The organism is Streptomyces galbus, assembly GCF_005280195.1.
Lineage (GTDB): Bacteria > Actinomycetota > Actinomycetes > Streptomycetales > Streptomycetaceae > Streptomyces > Streptomyces galbus.
In genome coordinates this window covers 68,700-86,390 of the sequence record NZ_SZPR01000023.1, presented here as the reverse complement: position 1 = coordinate 86,390, position 17,691 = coordinate 68,700, and the positions used below count along the sequence as shown (strand labels likewise).

The following is a 17,691-nucleotide window of genomic DNA, read 5'->3' as shown; positions in this document are numbered from 1 at the left end:
GACCTCGGTACCTGATACGGCCGGGGCAGACACACAGGAGAAGAACCATGCCGAAGCCCACCAAGGGTGCCCGTCTGGGCGGCAGCGCCGCGCACGAGAAGCTGCTCCTCGCGAACCTCGCCAAGAGCCTCTTCGAGCACGGCAAGATCACCACCACCGAGGCGAAGGCCCGCCGTCTGCGGCCCTACGCCGAGCGTCTGATCACCAAGGCGAAGAAGGGCGACCTTCACAACCGCCGTCAGGTGCTCCAGGTCATCACGGACAAGAGCATCGTCCACACGCTCTTCACCGAGATCGGCCCGCGGTACGAGAACCGTCCCGGTGGCTACACCCGCATCACCAAGGTCGGCAACCGTCGCGGCGACAACGCGCCCATGGCGGTCATCGAGCTGGTCGAGGCGCTGACGGTCGCGCAGCAGGCCACCGGTGAGGCCGAGGCGGCGACGAAGCGCGCCGCCAAGGACGCCGAGGCGCCCGAGGCCACGGAGACCAAGGTCGACACGACCAAGGCCGACGAGGCCGACGAGGCTTCCGCCGAGGAGCCCAAGGACGCCTGAGGCTCTGCCTGACGTCTGACGAGCGGGCCCGTTCCTTCCAGGAGCGGGCCCGTTCCGGTGTGCTGAGAGGATCTGTGGGTGAGTGACGACGTAGCGCCCGGGCACGTCCGGGTCCGGCTGGACCTGTCGTACGACGGGAGCGCCTTCTCCGGGTGGGCCAAGCAGGCCGGGGGACGGCGGACCGTGCAGGGGGAGATCGAGGACGCCCTGCGCACCGTGACGCGGTCGCGGGAGACGTACGAGCTGACCGTCGCCGGGCGGACCGACGCCGGGGTGCACGCGCGCGGGCAGGTGGCGCACGTCGACCTGCCGCGCGAGGTGTGGGCCGAGCACCACGACAAGCTGCTGAAGCGGCTCGCCGGGCGGCTGCCCAAGGACGTGCGGGTGTGGGCGCTGCGCGAGGCGCCCCAGGGCTTCGACGCGCGGTTCTCGGCCGTCTGGCGGCGCTACGCCTACCGCGTGACCGACAACCCCGGGGGAGTGGACCCGCTGCTGCGCGGCCACGTCCTGTGGCACGACTGGCCCCTGGACGTCGACGCCATGAACGAGGCCGCCCGGGCGCTGCTGGGCGAGCACGACTTCGCCGCCTACTGCAAGAAGCGGGAGGGGGCGACCACCATCCGCACCCTGCAGGAGCTGAGCCTGGAGAAGGGCGCCGACGGGATCATCACCGCGACCGTGCGGGCCGACGCCTTCTGCCACAACATGGTCCGCTCGCTCATCGGCGCGCTGCTGTTCGTCGGCGACGGGCACCGCCCGCCGGACTGGCCGGGCAAGGTCCTGGCCGCCGGGGTGCGGGACTCCGCCGTGCACGTCGTACGGCCGCACGGGCTGACGCTGGAGGAGGTCGGCTACCCGGCCGACGAACTGCTGGCCGCCCGCAGCCGGGAGGCGCGCAACAAGCGGTCGCTGCCCCTGGCGCCCGGGGCCGGCTGCTGCTGAGCCGGCCCGGGGGCGGGGTCAGCCGCCCGCGGCGGCCGACGCCTGGGTCTCGCCGCGCCGGCGGATCTGCTGGAAGGTGAACTCCGCCAGGTCGTCGCCGGTGGTGAACGCCTGGGTGTCCTTGGTGGTGACGTTCTTGCCGTCGGTGAAGCCGGTGAGGGTGAAGTAGGCGTAGCGGCCGTAGGAGTTGGTCGTCGAGCGGCACACCGCGCCGTTGCAGAAGACGGCGACGCCCTTGCCGGACAGGGCCTGCACGAAGCTCTTGCGGTCGGCCTGCTGCTTGGCCTTCAGGGCCTGCGCCTCGGTGTCGAAGACGGCCACGCCGACCGTCACGGCCATGCCGTCACGGGTGTAGGTGACCCGCATCAGGCGGGTGCAGCCGTTGGCGGTGAGGACGGCGGGCAGGCTGCCCTTGGCGGCGGTGGCGCACGCGGTGGTGTCGGCCGTCGGGCCCTTCTTGTAGACGTTGGCGCCCATGGTGAGCTGCCGGCCGGGGAACATGATGCCCAACCCGTTGGGGGCGGTGTCCTTGGCCTTGCTGGCGACGAACTCCTTCGGGTCCAGCGGCGGCGGCGCGCTGGTCGGGGCGAAGGACGGGGTGCCGGATCCGCTCGGCAGGTCCGCGGTCGCGGGCAGCGACGAGGCCGGCCGGTCCGCCTTGCCGTCGTCGTTCGCCGAGACGATGCCCATGGCCACGGCGGTGCCTATGCCGACGACGGCCAGTGCGCCGCCGCCCATGAACAGCAGCCTGCGGCGCTTGTTGCGGGTCTCGGACGCCTCGGCGAGTGCCGCCCAGTCCGGGGACTGCCCGCCGCCGCCGTCGTTCCACGGCTGCTGCGAGTTCGGTTTCCAAGGGTCCCACTGGGACTGAGGTCCCCCCTGCCCATAGCTCATGGGGCGCATCTTAGACGGGGCCCGGGGTGTGCTGTTCCGCCCCAACGAGCCCTTCGGCGCCTAGCGTTGCCCGCGTGACTATGGGCAAAAGCGACATCTTCGGGTGGTTGGTGCGGCGTTCCCCCTGGCCGTGGTGGATCGCGCCGGCGGCGGTCCTGTGCGCGCTGTCCGGACACGTGGCGAGGGCCACCCCGGACGGCGGCATGGACAACGCGATCGTCGTCCGGGCCGCCCGCACCTGGCTGGCCGGCGGCTCCCCCTACGACGACCCGCACTTCCTCTACCTGCCCGGCGCGGTGCTCGCCGCCGCGCCCCAGGCCCTGCTGCCCCACGCCCTGGTGCGGGTGCTGGTGCCGTGCGCGGTGACCGCCTGCCTGGTGGTGGCGTGGGCCTGCGCGCTGCGGCTGCACCGGGTGCCGCTCGGCAGCCGCTTCGCGGTCCTGGGGCTGACCGCGCTCGCGGCCGGGTTCGCGCCGTTCGCGCACCTGGTGCGGCTCGGCAACTGGACGGTGTCCGCCGCGCTCGCGCTGCCGCCGGCGCTGCTGCTGGCGCGGCGGGAACGGTGGGTCGCGGCGGGCGCGGTGATCGGCGCGACCCTCGCGGTCAAGCCGCTGCTGGCCCCGGTGGCGCTGCTGTTCGTGTTCGCGCGCCGGTGGCGGGCGCTGGCCGTGCTGCTCGCCGTGCCGGCCGTCGTCTCGGCCCTGTGCGCGCTGCTGCTGCCCGACCCGGCGGGCTTCGTCACCCGCACCCTGCCCTTCCTGCTGCACGGCGACGACGCCTTCGTCCGGCTCTACGAGGCGTCCCCGGCGGCGGTGCTGCCGCGGCTCGGGGTGCCCGCGGCCCTCGCCCGGGCCCTGGCGCTGGCGGCCTGCGCGGCGGGGACGGCGTGCGCCTGGCTGCGCTGGCGGCGGGGCGGCCCCGGCCCGCTGCGGCTCGCCGAGACGGCGTGCGGGCTGATGCTGTCGGCGTTCCTCGTCTCCCGGCCGTCCTACGACCACTACCTGGTCGTCGTCCTGCCGCTGCTGCTGGCCGGCCTGCCCTGCGCGGGTGCGGTGGCCCGGGGCCCCTGGTTCTGGCTCGCGCTGGTCCCGCAGCTCCCCGGCGTGACCTGGCCCTTCCTGGAACCGGTGACCCGCCGGGCGTTCCGGGACGCGGCGACCCTGGTCGCCCTGGCCCTGGCGGTCGCCCGCACCGCCCGCCCCGGGCCGCCGCGCGGCACCGGCCCCTCGCCGGTCCGCACCGGGGCGCCGGTCCCGGTATCCTCGGGGACAGGCAGCGATCCCGCGTTTTGACCCGCCAGGTCGGATCCGGGTATCCTGCATTTTCGTTGTGTATTGGCTTGCTCATTCTCACGGGACGGGCCCTTACACCGGTCCACCGGGCCGATGACCAGCGACCAGCACGCGGTTTGCGTCACCGCAGTGCGGTCTGGGCTGTCGTGATCGCTTCGGTGACCTTGTCAGGACCATTCACTGAAGAAGCGAAGGCTACGAACCGTGCGTACGTACAGCCCCAAGCCCGGCGATGTGACGCGCCAGTGGCACGTCATCGACGCTCAGGACGTCGTCCTGGGCCGTCTGGCCTCCACTGCGGCCTCCATCCTGCGTGGCAAGCACAAGCCGATCTACGCGCCTCACGTTGACACGGGTGACTTCGTCATCATCATCAACGCCGACAAGGTGCACCTGTCCGGCAACAAGCGGACCCAGAAGATGGCGTACCGCCACTCCGGCTACCCGGGTGGTCTGCGCTCCGTCCGCTACGACGAGCTGCTGGACAAGAACCCCGAGAAGGCCATCGAGAAGGCCGTCAAGGGCATGCTCCCCAAGAACTCGCTGGGCCGTCAGATGCTCTCGAAGCTGAAGGTCTACAAGGGTGACCAGCACCCGCACGGCGCGCAGCAGCCGCAGCCGTTCGAGATCACCCAGGTCGCGCAGTAAGTCCGGCCACCCCCGAGCCTGAAGAGAATCTGAGGAGAACCGTGGCCGAGACCACTGCCGAGCAGCCGCTCGAAGAGCTTGACATCGACAGCTACACCACCGAGTCCGACGTCCCCGTCGAGGGCGAGTACACCTCGGAGTCCCTGGCGTCCCGCTTCGGCGACCCCCAGCCGGCCGCCGGCCTGGGCCGCCGCAAGAACGCCATCGCCCGTGTCCGGATCGTCCCGGGCACCGGCAAGTGGAAGATCAACGGTCGCACCCTCGAGGACTACTTCCCGAACAAGGTGCACCAGCAGGAAGTCAACGAGCCGTTCAAGGTCCTCGAGCTCGAGGGCCGCTACGACGTCATCGCCCGCATCGCGGGTGGCGGCGTCTCGGGTCAGGCCGGCGCCCTGCGCCTCGGTGTGGCCCGCGCGCTGAACGAGGCCGACGTGGACAACAACCGCGGCGCGCTGAAGAAGGCGGGCTTCCTGCGCCGCGACGACCGTGCGGTCGAGCGCAAGAAGGCCGGTCTGAAGAAGGCCCGCAAGGCCCCGCAGTACAGCAAGCGCTAAGCTTCGCTGCCTGCTCGTACGCCTGCGGACCCCCTCGGGCCCGTACGTACTCCGAACGCCCCGGCGGCACACCACTGTGCCGCCGGGGCGTTCGTGTATCGCGCCCTTCGGGCGTATAACGACACAAGACACCTAAAGGCTTGTGTGATCGGATGTTCACGGGCATGGAATGCCCGGGACGCCGGAGCAGCCGTGCGGGCCGCACCTGGCACGGCTCCGGCGCCCGCGACTGACGCTTCCTCAGGAGGACAAGTGGGACGACTCTTCGGCACGGACGGCGTGCGCGGTGTCGCCAACGCGGATCTGACGGCCGAGATGGCCCTCGGTCTGTCCGTCGCGGCGGCCCACGTGCTGGCCGAGGCGGGCACGTTCGAGGGCCACCGGGCGACCGCGGTGGTCGGACGGGACCCGCGTGCGTCCGGGGAGTTCCTGGAGGCCGCCGTGGTGGCGGGCCTGGCCAGCGCGGGCGTGGACGTGCTGCGGGTCGGCGTGCTGCCGACGCCCGCCGTCGCCCACCTCACCGGCGCCCTCGGCGCCGACCTCGGGGTCATGCTCTCCGCCAGCCACAACGCCATGCCGGACAACGGCATCAAGTTCTTCGCCCGCGGCGGTCACAAGCTCGCCGACGAGCTCGAGGACAGGATCGAGACCGTCTACGAGGAGCACCGGCGCGGCGAGCCGTGGGAGCGGCCGACCGGCGCCGGCGTGGGCCGCGTGCGCTCCTACGACGAGGGCTTCGACCGGTACGTCGAGCACCTGGTCGGCGTGCTGCCGAACCGGCTCGACGGGCTGCGGATCGTCCTGGACGAGGCGCACGGCGCCGCCGCCGGGGTCTCCCCCGAGGCGTTCCGCCGGGCCGGGGCCGAGGTCGTCACCATCGGCGCCGAGCCGGACGGGCTCAACATCAACGACGGGTGCGGCTCGACCCACCTGGGCCCGCTCAAGGCCGCCGTCGTCGAGCACGGCGCGGACCTCGGCATCGCGCACGACGGTGACGCCGACCGGTGCCTGGCCGTCGACCACACCGGCTCGGAGGTCGACGGCGACCAGATCCTCGCGGTGCTGGCCCTGGCCCTGCGCGAGCAGGGCGGGCTGCGCTCCGACACGGTGGTCGCGACCGTCATGTCGAACCTCGGCTTCAAGCTCGCCCTGGAGCGCGAGGGGCTGCGGCTGGTGCAGACGGCGGTGGGCGACCGGTACGTGCTGGAGGAGATGAAGGAGCACGGCTACGCGCTCGGCGGCGAGCAGTCCGGGCACGTGATCATCCTCGACCACGCGACGACCGGCGACGGCACGCTGACCGGACTGCTGCTCGCCGCGCGGGTGGCCAGGACCGGCCGGAGCCTGCAGGAGCTGGCGTCCGTCATGGAGCGGCTGCCGCAGGTGCTGATCAACGTCCCCGACGTCGACAAGTCCCGGGTGACCACCTCGGCCGACCTCGCAGCCGCGGTCGCCGACGCCGAGCGCGAGCTGGGCGCGACCGGGCGGGTGCTGCTGCGGCCGTCGGGCACCGAGCCGCTGGTGCGCGTGATGGTGGAGGCGGCCGACATCGACCAGGCCCGGTCGGTGGCCGGGCGGCTGGCCGACGCGGTGAAGTCCGCGCTGGGCTGAGCCGGGCGCGCGGGGGTGCGAGCGGGGCCGGACCCGGCCCCGCGCCTCACGCGCCGTGCACCTGCTGCTCCCGCCGTCGCCGCCGCCGGCGCTGCCCTCGCCAGAAGACCTTCTGGGCCGTCAGGGTCAGGGTCCCCGCCAGGACGATGCCCAGCAGGTTCAGCAGGAGCTGCTGCGTGGAGCGGCCGGCCTGGGTGGTGTCGCTGTAGATCAGCGCCACGGCCGCGTTCGCCGCAGCGGGGACCGTCGTCACCGAGATCGCCACGCCCACCAGGGCACCCGACTTGGCGGACGTCAGGGACAGCATGCCCGCCGCGCCCGCCAGGACCGCGACGACGAACGAGAACCAGTCCGGGGCGTAGATGAAACCGGTGTTGGGCCGGTCCGCCTCCAACTGCGCCTTGCTGAACAGGCCGACGGCGTCCATGAAGAGGCTGAAGCCCGCCGTCACCGCCATCGCCGCCGCGAAGCCGGCCAGCAGGGCGACCAGTGAGCGCAGCGCCAGCCGCGGGGCGCGCTGCACGATCGCGGTGCAGATGCCCGCCAGGGGCCCGAACTCGGGGCCGACCGCCATCGCGCCCACGATCAGGATGGCGTTGTCCAGGACGACACCGCAGGCGGCGATCATCGTGGCGAGGGTGATGAAGGCGACGTAGGTGACGGAGAGCGTCGACTCCTCGTGGGTGGCGTCCGTCAGGTGCTCCCACAGCACCGCGTCCGCACCCTCGCCGGGCGCCTCTGCCTCCGCCTTGTCGGCGCGCCGGGACAGCGACAGGTCGATGTTCTCGACGGCGATCGAGCCGGTGCGGTCCAGGTCCAACTTCCTCAGGCCGGCGAGGAGTTCGTCGCCGGCCTCGCGGGCCACGTCGCACAGCACGACGTCGCCCGCGGGGTTGCGGGCCACGCCCGGCAGCACCACCAGGTGCGTGGTGCCGACGGTCTTCTCGATCAGCCGGACGACGTCGTCGGTGCGGTCGGCCGGGGTGATCAGGCGCAGGTGCAGCATGGCGCCCTTTGTAGCAGACGGCCGTGGACGCTCAGAGCTTGCGCAGGCGCAGGCGCTGGACCGTGTGGTCGGGGCCCTTGCGCAGCACCAGGGTGGCGCGGCCGCGGGTGGGGGCGATGTTCTCGATCAGGTTGGGCTTGTTGATGGTCCGCCACAGGCCGCGGGCGTAGGCGAGGGCCTCCTCCTCGGAGACCTGGGTGTACTTGCGGAAGTACGAGTCCGGCTTCTGGAAGGCGGTCTGGCGCAGCTTCTTGAAGCGGTCGAGGTACCAGCGCTCGATGTCCTCGGCGCTCGCGTCGACGTACACGCTGAAGTCGAAGTAGTCGGCGAGGCCGACGCGCGTGCGGCCGTCCGTGCCGGGCAGCGCCGGCTGCAGGACGTTCAGGCCCTCCACGATCAGGATGTCGGGCCGGCGCACGGTGAGCTTCTCGCCGGGCACGATGTCGTAGATCAGGTGGGAGTAGACCGGGGCGGTCACCTCGTCCTTGCCGGCCTTGATGTCGGCGACGAACCGGGTCAGGGCGCGGCGGTCGTAGGACTCGGGGAAGCCCTTGCGGGACATCAGGCCGCGGGCCTCCAGCTCCCGGGTGGGCAGCAGGAAGCCGTCGGTGGTGACCAGCTCCACGCGCGGGTGCTCCGGCCAGCGGGAGAGCAGGGCCTGCAGCAGACGGGCGACGGTCGACTTGCCGACCGCGACCGAGCCGGCGACGCCTATCACGAAGGGGGTGCCGGACTGCGAGCCCTGTTCGCCGAGGAAGGTGTTCAGGGCGCCGCGCAGGGCGTCCGTGGCGCCGACGTAGAGGTTGAGCAGCCGGGACAGCGGCAGGTAGATGTCCCGCACCTCGTCGAGGTCGATGACGTCACCGAGGCCGCGCAGCTTCTCGACCTCCTCGGCGGTCAGCGGCAGCGGCGTCTTGTCGCGCAGCGCGCTCCACTCCGTGCGGGTGAGGTCGACGAAGGGAGTCGCCTCCGGCCGCTGCCGGTGGGCGCTCCGGGGTATCGGGGAGACCGGAGAGATCACAGTCCATTGTTAACGGAGTTTGAACGGCGTGGCGGGTGGAGTCCGTCACGCTTCTCCGGAAGGGCGTGCGCGGGGGGTCGTACGGGCGCGGGAATTTCCGGAATCGGGCACGCAAGGACAGATTCCGGCCGTGCCGGGACCGTAGGCTGCCGCGCATGTGCGGAATCGTGGGTTACGTGGGGGCGCAGTCGGCGCTCGATGTCGTGATGGCCGGACTGAAGCGGCTGGAGTACCGCGGCTACGACTCGGCGGGCGTCGCCGTGCCGGCCGACGGGGGGCTCGCCGCGGCGAAGAAGGCCGGCAAGCTCGTCAATCTGGAGAAGGAGCTGGTCGACCGGCCGCTGCCGACCGGCACGACCGGGATCGGGCACACGCGCTGGGCCACGCACGGCGGGCCCACCGACGCCAACGCCCACCCGCACCTGGACAACGCCGGGCGCGTGGCCGTCGTGCACAACGGGATCATCGAGAACTTCGCCGTGCTGCGCGCCGAGCTGGCCGAGCGCGGACACGACCTGGCCTCGGAGACCGACACCGAGGTCGTCGCGCACCTGCTGGCCGAGGAGTTCTCGTCCTGCGCCGACCTCGCCGAGGCGATGCGGCTGGTGTGCCGGCGGCTGGAGGGCGCGTTCACCCTGGTCGCCGTGCACGCGGACGAACCGGACGTGGTGGTCGGCGCGCGGCGCAACTCGCCGCTCGTCGTGGGCGTCGGCGAAGGCGAGTGTTTCCTCGCCTCGGACGTCGCCGCGTTCATCGAGCACACCCGCCAGGCCATCGAACTCGGGCAGGACCAGGTCGTGGAGCTGCGCCGCGATGGGGTGACGGTCACCGGCTTCGACGGGCGTCCGGCGGACGTGCGGACGTACCACGTGGACTGGGACGCGTCGGCCGCGGAGAAGGGCGGCTACGACTACTTCATGCTGAAGGAGATCGCCGAGCAGCCCAAGGCGGTCGCCGACACCCTGCTGGGCCGGATCGACGCGGCGGGCTCGCTCAGCCTGGACGAGGTGCGGATCAGCGCCGCGGAGCTGCGCGAGGTCGACAAGGTCGTCATCGTCGCCTGCGGTACGGCCTTCCACGCCGGGATGATCGCCAAGTACGCCATCGAGCACTGGACGCGCATCCCCTGCGAGGTGGAGCTGGCCAGCGAGTTCCGCTACCGGGACCCGATCCTCGACTCCCGTTCCCTGGTCATCGCGATCTCCCAGTCCGGCGAGACCATGGACACGCTGATGGCGTTGCGCCACGCGCGCGAGCAGGGCTCCCGGGTGCTGGCGATCTGCAACACCAACGGCTCGACGATCCCGCGCGAGTCGGACGCGGTGCTCTACACGCACGCCGGGCCGGAGGTCGCCGTCGCCTCGACGAAGGCGTTCCTCACGCAGCTCGTCGCCTGCTACCTGGTCGCGCTGTACCTCGGGCAGGTGCGGGGCACCAAGTGGGGCGACGAGATCCGCGCGGTGATCCGGGACCTGTCGCAGATCGCCGGTGCGGTGGACCGGGTGCTGGAGACCATGGAGCCGGTGCGCGAGCTGGCCCGGTCCCTCGCCGGGAAGAACACGGTGCTCTTCCTGGGCCGGCACGTGGGCTACCCGGTCGCGCTGGAGGGCGCCCTGAAGCTGAAGGAACTCGCCTACATGCACGCCGAGGGCTTCGCGGCGGGCGAGCTGAAGCACGGGCCGATCGCGCTGATCGAGGAGGACCTGCCCGTGGTCGTCGTGGTGCCCTCGCCACGCGGCCGGTCGGTGCTCCACGACAAGATCGTCTCCAACATCCAGGAGATCCGGGCGCGCGGCGCCCGCACCATCGTCATCGCGGAGGAGGGCGACGAGACGGTGACGCCGTACGCCGACCACCTGATCCGCATCCCCGCGACGCCGGTGCTGCTGCAGCCGCTGGTGGCGACCGTGCCGCTGCAGGTCTTCGCCTGCGAACTGGCCACCGCCCGGGGCAACGAGGTGGACCAGCCGCGCAACCTGGCGAAGTCGGTGACGGTCGAGTAGGGCGCGGGTGCGGGCAGGGCCCCGGCCGGAGGGGTGAGTTGCCCGGCCGGGGCCTTTCCGTCGGCCGGGCCCGCGCGTCAGGAGATGGCCCGCAGCCGGCCCGGCTGTCGGGGGCCGAGGGTGTCCAGGGCGCGGGCCGTGGCGTCGTCCGCGGGGAGGTGGACCACCAACTGCTGGGCGTCGGACGGGATCTCCAGCGTCTCCCGGCGCAGCCGCAGGGTGGGGCCGGACGGGTGGCGCAGCCGCAGGTCACCGCGGGCCGGGACCCGGTGGTGGCCGCGGCGACGGGTGAACTCCGGCCCCGCGACGGGGGCGAGTTCCGCCGCGAACCACTCGGCGTTCTCGACGGACGGGCCGAGCCAGAGGTCGAAGGCCCGCTCGTCGGCCACGGCGTCCCAGTCGGCGAAGAACGCGCGAGCGCGCGGGTCGGTGAAGACGTACCGGGTGAGGTTCGGCGGGTCGCCGTCGAGCAGGCCCGTGCCGGCCACCAGGGACGCGTAGCCGTCGGTGTGGGCGAGCACGTCGCCCAGGCGGTTGGTCACCACGGCGATGCCCGGCTCCAGCAGGCGCAGCGTGCGCAGGACGTCGGAGCGCACTTCGCGGGACGGCGGGGCCGGACGGGTGTGGGAGGGGCAGGCGCCGCCGGTGATCTTCGCCAGGTGGCGCAGGTGCTCGCGTTCGGCGCGGGACAGGCTGAGGGCGTCGGCGAGGGCGTTCACCACCGCGGGGGAGGGGTTGCGGTCGCGCCCCTGCTCGATGCGGGTCAGGTACTCGACGCTGATCCCGGCCCGGACGGCGAGGTCGGAGCGGCGCAACCCCGGTGCGCGGCGCCGGCCGTGGTCCGGCAGACCCAGCGTCTGCGGCTGGATGCTGTCGCGCTTGGCCCGTACGAAGTCCCCCAACGGCGTACCCATATCCACGAGGGTAGGTTCCGTTCGGGGGTTCAGCATGGCCCTGTGGGGGCCAGCCCGGGTGCGGTCTGGCCGCCGTGGCGATACCGGCCGACCGTGGACGCCATGGACAACACGCGGAGCAACAGCAGCGGGCCGAGGCTGGCCGTCCTCATCGGGAGCGTGCGCGAGGGCCGGTTCGGCCCGGTCGTGGCGGAGTGGTTCGCCCGGCAGGCCCGGGCGCACGGCAGTTTCGACGTCGAGGTCGTCGACCTGGCCGACCACGACGTCCCGACGGAACTGCCGGCCGTCTCACCGAAGTACGCGGGCGACGACTACCCCCGCCCCGCCGGGATGGCGGGGCTGACCGCGGCGCTGGAGCGCGCCGACGCGTTCGCCGTCGTCACCCCCGAGTACAACCACAGCTACCCGGCCTCCCTGAAGGCCGCCGTCGACTGGCACTTCACCCAGTGGACGGCCAAACCCGTCGCCTTCGTCAGCTACGGCGGCGCGGCGGGCGGCCGGCACGCGGTGCTGCACCTGGAGAACGTCCTGACCGAACTGCACGCGGTGACGATCCGCGACGGCCTCGCCTTCCCGGACTGCTTCACCGGGTGGCGGGACGGCGCCCCCCTCGACGCACGGGCCGCAGGCCGCGCCAAGACCCTCCTGGACCAGCTGACCTGGTGGGCCCACGCCCTGCGGTCGGCCCGCGCGGCGTCGCCGTACCCGGTGTGAGCCCCGGCCGCCCGTAGGGTGCTCGGCATGAGCATCATCGGGGTCGGTATCGACGTGGCCGAGATCGAGCGGTTCGCGGCATCGCTGGAGCGTACGCCCGGGCTGGCGCAACGGCTCTTCGTGGAGCGGGAGTTGCTGTTGCCGAGCGGGGCCCGGCGCGGGGTGGCGTCGCTGGCGGCGCGGTTCGCGGCGAAGGAGGCGGTGGCCAAGGCGCTCGGGGCGCCGGGCGGGCTGCTGTGGACGGACGCGGAGGTCTTCGTCGAGGCCAGCGGGCAGCCACGGCTGCGGGTGCGCGGGACCGTGGCGGCGCGGGCCGCCGAACTGGGGGTGCGTGCCTGGCACCTGTCGCTCAGCCACGACGCGGGGATCGCCTCCGCGATGGTCGTCGCGGAGGGGTGACCCACCGGTCCCCGGTTCCGAGCGCCGGTCGCGGGCGGTCGGTGTGAGACTGGGGGCCATGCGTACTGCCTATCGCGTCGAGACCGTACGGGCCGCCGAGCGGGAGCTGATGGAACGGCTCCCCGAGGGGGCGCTGATGCAGCGGGCCGCCGCCGGACTGGCCGCCGCCTGCGCGGAGTTGCTGGACCGGGTGTACGGCAGCCGGGTCGTGCTGCTGGTCGGCAGCGGGGACAACGGGGGTGACGCGCTGTACGCCGGGGCCCGGCTGGCCCGGCGCGGGGCAGGGGTCGCGGCCGTACTGCTGTCGCCCGGCCGGGCGCACCCCGCGGGGCTCGCCGCGTTCCGCCGCGCCGGGGGCGCCGTGGTCGAGCCGGGCCGCGCGGAGGACGCCGTCGCGCGGGCGGACCTCGTCGTCGACGGGATCGTGGGCATCGGCGGAAAAGGCGGCCTGCGGCCGGAGGCCGCCGCGCTCGCGCGCGCCGCCGCCGCGTCCCGGGCCGCGGTGGTCGCCGTCGACCTGCCCAGCGGCGTCGAGGCCGACACCGGCGAGGTGCGCGGGGAGGCCGTACGGGCCGACCTGACCGTCACCTTCGGCGCGCACAAGCCGGGGCTGCTGATCGACCCGGCGCGCGCACACGCCGGTTCGGTGCGCCTCGTCGACATCGGGCTGGACCTGCCCGCGGACGGGGCCGAGCTGGAGGCCCTGCAACACGCCGACGTGGCCCGGCTGCTGCCGGTGCCCGCGGCCGAGAGCGACAAGTACCGGCGCGGGGTGGTCGGCGTCGCCGCCGGGTCCGACCGCTATCCGGGCGCCGCGGTCCTGGCCGTCGCCGGGGCCCTGCGGGGCGGCGCCGGGGCCGTGCGGTACGTCGGCGCCGCCGGGGACGCCGTGATCGCCCGCTACCCCGAGACCCTCGTCTCCGCCACGGGCCCGGCGAAGGCGGGACGCGTCCAGGCGTGGGCCGTCGGACCCGGGGCCGGGGAGGACGCGGCCACCGTCGCCGAGGTGGTCGCCGCCGAGGTGCCCGTGCTGATCGACGCGGACGGGCTGCGCCTGGCCGACCGGGACGCGGTCCGCGCCCGCACCGCGCCCACCCTCCTGACCCCGCACGCGGGCGAGGCGGCCGCCCTGCTCGGGGTGTCCCGGGAGGAGGTCGAGGCGGGCCGGCTCACCGCGGTGCGGGAGCTGGCCGAGGCGTACCGGGCGACCGTGCTGCTGAAGGGCTCGACCACGCTGGTCGCCGACCCGGGCGGTGCGGCGCCGGTCCGGGTGAACGCCACGGGCACGCCGTGGCTGGCGACCGCCGGGAGCGGGGACGTGCTGTCCGGCGTCGCGGGCTCCCTGCTCGCGGCCGGCCTGTCGGCGCGGGACGCCGGGAGCGTGGGCGCCTACCTGCACGGCCTCGCCGGGCGGCTCGCGGCGCGCGGCGCGCCGGTGCGGGCGCACCAGGTCGCGGAGGCCGTGGGCCTGGCCTGGCGGGACGTCGTACGGGGGTAGGCGAGGCCCGGGAGGGGGCGGGACCCGGCCGTCGTACGCGGGTCGGCCGGCCGGCCGGGGCGTCGTACCGGGGGACGGGCCGGGGCACGGGCCGAAGGACGGGAGTCGACCCGCCGCCGCGTCCCGTGGTCGCCCGGGTCGGGAACGCCCGCCCGCCCCTCTGAGACACTGGGCGGGATGAGTGAGACTGCACCACCGCGGGGCGGAACACCGCGCGCCCGCGCCGAGATCGATCTGGCCGCCCTGCGGGCCAACGTGCGCACCCTGCGCGCGAAGGCCCCCGGCGCCGCCTTCATGGCCGTGGTGAAGGCCGACGGGTACGGCCACGGCGCGATCCCCTGCGCCCGCGCGGCCGTGCAGGCGGGCGCCACCTGGATCGGCACCGCCACGCCCGAGGAGGCCCTCGCGGTCCGCGCGGACGCCGCGCTGCCGGCGGACGTCCGCGTGCTGTGCTGGCTGTGGACGCCGGGCGGCCCCTGGCGGGAGGTCGTCGAGGCCGACGTCGACATCTCCGTCAGCGGGATGTGGGCCCTGCGGGAGCTGACCGGGGCGCTGCGCGGGACCTCCCGCGTCGCGCGCGTGCAGCTCAAGGCCGACACCGGGCTCGGCCGCAACGGCTGCCAGCCCGCCGACTGGCCCGAGCTGGTCGACGAGGCGCTGCGGGCCGAACGCGCGGGGCTGCTGCGCGTCACCGGCCTGTGGTCCCACTTCGCCTGCGCCGACGAGCCGGGGCACCCCTCCATCGGCGCCCAGCTGTCGCTGTTCCGCGAGATGGTCGCGGACGCGGAGGACCGGGGCGTACGGCCCGAGGTGCGGCACATCGCCAACTCGCCCGCCACGCTCACCCTGCCCGAGACGCACTTCGACCTGGTGCGCCCCGGCATCGCCATGTACGGCCTCTCGCCCGCCCCGGCCCTCGGCAGCAGCGCCGACCTCGGACTGCGGCCCGTGATGACGCTGTCCGCCTCCCTCGCCCTGGTCAAGGACGTGCCCGGCGGCCACGGCGTGAGCTACGGCCACCACTACGCCACGCCCGGCGAGACCACGCTGGGCCTGGTCCCGCTCGGGTACGCCGACGGGGTGCCCCGGCACGCCTCGGGCACGGGTCCGGTGCTGGTCGGGGGCAAGTGGCGGACCGTCGCGGGGCGCATCGCCATGGACCAGTTCGTCGTCGACCTGGGGGGCGACCGGCCGGAGCCGGGGGACGAGGCCGTACTGTTCGGCCCCGGTGACCGCGGGGAGCCGACCGCCGAGGACTGGGCGCAGGCCGCGGGCACGATCGGGTACGAGATCGTGACCCGCGTCGGCGCACGGGTGCCCCGCGTCCACGTGAACGAGCGGCGAGCGGGGTAACCGCCTGGCAGGGACGCCCCTTCGGGGACGTCCCCGTCGGGGGGGCCCCGCCCGGGGCACCGGCCGGACGGCGACGAGGGAGCGGGACGTGAGCGAGAGCAGCGCGGAGGCGGTGGCGGGCGTCGCCTCGGCGGCCGTCGCCGCATCCGCCACGGCGGCGGCCGGTGGCTGGCGCCGGACCACGGGCATCGCGGGGGCCGCGCTGGGCGTCCTCGCCGCGGGCGCCGCGGCGGGGGTCGCGATCGAGCGGATGACCGTCGGACGGGGCATACGCAGGAAGGCCCTCCTCGCCCTGGACTCGACCGGCCCCTACGGCACGCTGCGCGGCACGCCCGGCAAGGCGTACGCCGACGACGGCACCGAGCTGTACTACGAGGTCGACGAGGTCGAGCCGCCGGCCGCGCTCGCCGGGCGCCGGCGCCGCCTCTTCGGCCGCAAGGCCCCCGCCCCGGTCACGGTGGTCTTCAGCCACGGCTACTGCCTCAACCAGGACTCCTGGCACTTCCAGCGCGCGGCGCTGCGGGGCGTCGTGCGCACCGTGCACTGGGACCAGCGCAGCCACGGCCGCTCGGGGCGCGGCGTGGCGCAGGTCCAGGACGACGTGCCGCTCACCATCGACCAGCTCGGCCGCGACCTGAAGGCGGTCCTCGACGCGGCCGTACCGGACGGGCCGATCGTGCTGGTGGGGCACTCCATGGGCGGGATGACCGTCATGGCGCTGGCCGCGCACTACCCCGAGCTGATCCGTGAGCGGGTCGTCGCCACGGCCTTCGTGGGCACCTCGTCCGGGCGGCTCGGCGAGGTCAACTTCGGACTGCCGGTGGCCGGTGTCAACGCGGTGCGGCGGGTGCTGCCGGGGGTGCTGCGGGCGCTGGGCCAGCAGGCCGAGCTGGTGGAGCGCGGGCGGCGGGCGACCGCCGACCTGTTCGCGGGGGTCGTCAAGCGGTACTCGTTCGCGTCCCGGGACGTCGACCCGGCCGTCGCCCGGTTCGCCGAGCGGATGATCGAGGGCACGCCGATCGACGTGGTCGCCGAGTTCTACCCGGCCTTCACCGACCACGACAAGACCGAGGCCCTGGCCCGCTTCACGGACATGCCGGTGCTGGTGCTCGCCGGGATCGGCGACCTGGTCACGCCCAGCGAGCACAGCGAGGCCATCGCCGACCTGCTGCCGGGGGCCGAGCTGGTCCTGGTGCCGGACGCCGGCCACCTGGTGATGCTGGAGCACCCCGAGGTGGTCACCGACCGCCTCGCCGACCTGCTCACCCGCGCCGGTGCCGTGCCGGCAGGGGCTACCGTGGGTGGCTATGGAAGCACCAGCAGCACCGCACGACGCGGCTGACCTCCGCCTGACCGTCACCTCCGCCGAGCAGATGCGGGAGCTGGGCCGCGAGCTCGCGAAACTGCTGCGCGCCGGTGACCTCGTGATGCTCAGCGGGGAGCTCGGCGCGGGCAAGACGACCCTCACGCGCGGCCTCGGCGAAGGACTCGGGGTGCGGGGCGCGGTCACCTCGCCGACGTTCGTGATCGCACGCGTCCACCCGTCCCTCACCGACGGCCCGCCGCTCGTCCACGTCGACGCCTACCGGCTCTCCGGCGGGCTCGACGAGATGGAGGACCTCGACCTCGACGTGTCCCTGCCGGACTCGGTGGTCGTCGTGGAGTGGGGCGAGGGCAAGGTCGAGGAGCTGACCGAGGACCGGCTGCACATCACCCTGCACCGCGCGGTGGGCGACACCACGGACGAGGTACGGCACGTCACGCTCACCCCCGTGGGTGAACGGTGGGGCGCCGTCGACCTGGGCGTGCTGGCGGCCTGAGCGCGTCCCCGGCGGCCGGGCCGGGGCGGGCGGGAACGTTTACCGACAGGGTGTCGGGACCGTATTGCGCCGGGAGCGCCGGGCGTGGTCACATGGTATCCAGTTCGTGGTTAGGTTCGCCTAACCACGTCCGCCCCCGACCATCAGGAGGCGTCCATGCCCGCTCCCGAGCCCGTGGCCCAGCCCCGGCGGCACCCGGCGTTCTCCTCCGTGTCCGTGCCCGAGTCCGGGTGCGCGTCCGGGTCCGGGTCCACGGGAGGCGCCCCGGCCCCCGCGGTGTCCATGCGCGACCTGCTGGCGGCCTGCGCGGCCGCGGACGCCGTCTCCCGCCCCCCGCGCGCCCCCGAGCCCCACGACCGCCCGGCCGCCCGCGGCCACCGCGAGGCCGCCTGAGCGGCCGGGCGGGCGGGCGCCGGCTGGGCGGCCGGGCGGGCGCAAGGGTGGCACGTGGCCGGCCCCGGGTCT

The 17,691-nt window shown here is 74.1% G+C and carries 18 protein-coding genes; 14 read left to right on the top strand and 4 right to left on the bottom strand.

What is annotated here, in order from left to right; all coding sequences use genetic code 11:
• Nucleotides 1-47: 47 nt before the first annotated feature.
• Nucleotides 48-557 carry a 50S ribosomal protein L17 gene (gene rplQ, locus E4U92_RS27480; RefSeq protein ID WP_137303150.1) on the top strand — a complete coding sequence of 170 codons (510 nt, stop codon included), beginning with the start codon at nt 48-50 and terminating at the stop codon, nt 555-557.
• A gap of 78 nt (nt 558-635) precedes the next feature.
• On the top strand, nt 636-1,499 hold the full coding sequence (gene truA / locus E4U92_RS27475) for a tRNA pseudouridine(38-40) synthase TruA (RefSeq protein WP_137303149.1): 864 nt from the start codon (nt 636-638) through the stop codon (nt 1,497-1,499).
• An 18-nt stretch (nt 1,500-1,517) separates the two neighbouring features.
• Here the strand turns inward: truA and E4U92_RS27470 are convergent, their stop codons facing one another.
• Nucleotides 1,518-2,393 carry a hypothetical protein gene (locus tag E4U92_RS27470; RefSeq protein WP_137303148.1) on the bottom strand — a complete coding sequence of 292 codons (876 nt, stop codon included), beginning with the start codon at nt 2,391-2,393 and terminating at the stop codon, nt 1,518-1,520.
• An 80-nt stretch (nt 2,394-2,473) separates the two neighbouring features.
• On the opposite strand from E4U92_RS27470, the gene E4U92_RS27465 reads away from it, so the two are divergent.
• The 4 genes from E4U92_RS27465 to glmM all read left to right on the top strand — a co-directional run bounded on the left by E4U92_RS27465 (nt 2,474) and on the right by glmM (nt 6,498).
• Nucleotides 2,474-3,685, top strand: a complete 1,212-nt coding sequence (locus tag E4U92_RS27465; RefSeq protein WP_137303195.1) for a glycosyltransferase family 87 protein — start codon at nt 2,474-2,476, stop codon at nt 3,683-3,685.
• A 204-nt stretch (nt 3,686-3,889) separates the two neighbouring features.
• On the top strand, nt 3,890-4,333 hold the full coding sequence (gene rplM, locus E4U92_RS27460; RefSeq protein WP_137303147.1) for a 50S ribosomal protein L13: 444 nt from the start codon (nt 3,890-3,892) through the stop codon (nt 4,331-4,333).
• A gap of 41 nt (nt 4,334-4,374) precedes the next feature.
• Entirely contained in the window at nt 4,375-4,887 is a 513-nt protein-coding gene (rpsI, locus tag E4U92_RS27455; RefSeq protein ID WP_137303146.1) for a 30S ribosomal protein S9, read from the top strand.
• 252 nt (nt 4,888-5,139) lie between these two features.
• Nucleotides 5,140-6,498 carry a phosphoglucosamine mutase gene (glmM, locus tag E4U92_RS27450; protein ID WP_137303145.1) on the top strand — a complete coding sequence of 453 codons (1,359 nt, stop codon included), beginning with the start codon at nt 5,140-5,142 and terminating at the stop codon, nt 6,496-6,498.
• Nucleotides 6,499-6,544: 46 nt separating this feature from the next.
• On the opposite strand, the gene E4U92_RS27445 is transcribed toward glmM, so the two are convergent.
• Nucleotides 6,545-7,504, bottom strand: coding sequence for a DUF389 domain-containing protein (locus E4U92_RS27445; protein WP_137303144.1), 960 nt, complete (start codon nt 7,502-7,504; stop codon nt 6,545-6,547).
• A 31-nt stretch (nt 7,505-7,535) separates the two neighbouring features.
• The gene (coaA, locus tag E4U92_RS27440; protein ID WP_137303143.1) at nt 7,536-8,525 is read right to left on the bottom strand and encodes a type I pantothenate kinase; all 990 of its coding nucleotides are present in this window, start codon (nt 8,523-8,525) and stop codon (nt 7,536-7,538) included.
• Nucleotides 8,526-8,680: 155 nt separating this feature from the next.
• Here coaA and glmS point away from each other — a divergent pair, with 155 nt between their 5' ends.
• Complete coding sequence (gene glmS / locus E4U92_RS27435) at nt 8,681-10,528, top strand: glutamine--fructose-6-phosphate transaminase (isomerizing) (RefSeq protein ID WP_137303142.1); 1,848 nt, start codon at nt 8,681-8,683, stop codon at nt 10,526-10,528.
• Between the two features lie 77 nt (nt 10,529-10,605).
• On the opposite strand, the gene E4U92_RS27430 is transcribed toward glmS, so the two are convergent.
• A complete protein-coding gene (locus E4U92_RS27430; protein WP_137303141.1) occupies nt 10,606-11,442 on the bottom strand; it encodes a helix-turn-helix transcriptional regulator in 837 nt (278 codons plus the stop codon).
• Nucleotides 11,443-11,544: 102 nt separating this feature from the next.
• On the opposite strand from E4U92_RS27430, the gene E4U92_RS27425 reads away from it, so the two are divergent.
• The 7 genes from E4U92_RS27425 (at nt 11,545) to E4U92_RS27395 (ending at nt 17,619) form a co-directional block, all read left to right on the top strand.
• Complete coding sequence (locus tag E4U92_RS27425; RefSeq protein WP_137303140.1) at nt 11,545-12,156, top strand: NADPH-dependent FMN reductase; 612 nt, start codon at nt 11,545-11,547, stop codon at nt 12,154-12,156.
• A 27-nt stretch (nt 12,157-12,183) separates the two neighbouring features.
• Nucleotides 12,184-12,555 carry a holo-ACP synthase gene (locus E4U92_RS27420; RefSeq protein ID WP_137303139.1) on the top strand — a complete coding sequence of 124 codons (372 nt, stop codon included), beginning with the start codon at nt 12,184-12,186 and terminating at the stop codon, nt 12,553-12,555.
• 58 nt (nt 12,556-12,613) lie between these two features.
• A complete protein-coding gene (locus E4U92_RS27415; protein ID WP_137303138.1) occupies nt 12,614-14,053 on the top strand; it encodes an NAD(P)H-hydrate dehydratase in 1,440 nt (479 codons plus the stop codon).
• 177 nt (nt 14,054-14,230) lie between these two features.
• Nucleotides 14,231-15,406 carry an alanine racemase gene (gene alr, locus E4U92_RS27410; protein WP_137303137.1) on the top strand — a complete coding sequence of 392 codons (1,176 nt, stop codon included), beginning with the start codon at nt 14,231-14,233 and terminating at the stop codon, nt 15,404-15,406.
• A gap of 88 nt (nt 15,407-15,494) precedes the next feature.
• Entirely contained in the window at nt 15,495-16,748 is a 1,254-nt protein-coding gene (locus E4U92_RS27405) for an alpha/beta fold hydrolase (protein WP_137303136.1), read from the top strand.
• Nucleotides 16,714-17,226: a tRNA (adenosine(37)-N6)-threonylcarbamoyltransferase complex ATPase subunit type 1 TsaE gene (gene tsaE / locus E4U92_RS27400; protein WP_067240298.1), complete on the top strand. Its 513-nt coding sequence runs from the start codon at nt 16,714-16,716 to the stop codon at nt 17,224-17,226. Before E4U92_RS27405 ends, tsaE begins: the two co-directional genes overlap by 35 nt.
• A gap of 156 nt (nt 17,227-17,382) precedes the next feature.
• Entirely contained in the window at nt 17,383-17,619 is a 237-nt protein-coding gene (locus E4U92_RS27395) for a hypothetical protein (protein WP_137303135.1), read from the top strand.
• Nucleotides 17,620-17,691 lie beyond the last annotated feature (72 nt).

Coding starts and splice junctions, on each gene's coding strand:
- rplQ (WP_137303150.1), top strand. CDS start 48: ATGCCGAAGCCCACCAAGGGTGCCCGTCTGGGCGGCAGCGCCGCGCAC.
- E4U92_RS27470 (WP_137303148.1), bottom strand. CDS start 2,393: ATGAGCTATGGGCAGGGGGGACCTCAGTCCCAGTGGGACCCTTGGAAA.
- E4U92_RS27465 (WP_137303195.1), top strand. CDS start 2,474: ATGGGCAAAAGCGACATCTTCGGGTGGTTGGTGCGGCGTTCCCCCTGG.
- E4U92_RS27445 (WP_137303144.1), bottom strand. CDS start 7,504: ATGCTGCACCTGCGCCTGATCACCCCGGCCGACCGCACCGACGACGTC.
- glmS (WP_137303142.1), top strand. CDS start 8,681: ATGTGCGGAATCGTGGGTTACGTGGGGGCGCAGTCGGCGCTCGATGTC.
- E4U92_RS27430 (WP_137303141.1), bottom strand. CDS start 11,442: ATGGGTACGCCGTTGGGGGACTTCGTACGGGCCAAGCGCGACAGCATC.
- E4U92_RS27425 (WP_137303140.1), top strand. CDS start 11,545: ATGGACAACACGCGGAGCAACAGCAGCGGGCCGAGGCTGGCCGTCCTC.
- E4U92_RS27420 (WP_137303139.1), top strand. CDS start 12,184: ATGAGCATCATCGGGGTCGGTATCGACGTGGCCGAGATCGAGCGGTTC.
- E4U92_RS27415 (WP_137303138.1), top strand. CDS start 12,614: ATGCGTACTGCCTATCGCGTCGAGACCGTACGGGCCGCCGAGCGGGAG.
- alr (WP_137303137.1), top strand. CDS start 14,231: ATGAGTGAGACTGCACCACCGCGGGGCGGAACACCGCGCGCCCGCGCC.
- tsaE (WP_067240298.1), top strand. CDS start 16,714: ATGGAAGCACCAGCAGCACCGCACGACGCGGCTGACCTCCGCCTGACC.
- E4U92_RS27395 (WP_137303135.1), top strand. CDS start 17,383: ATGCCCGCTCCCGAGCCCGTGGCCCAGCCCCGGCGGCACCCGGCGTTC.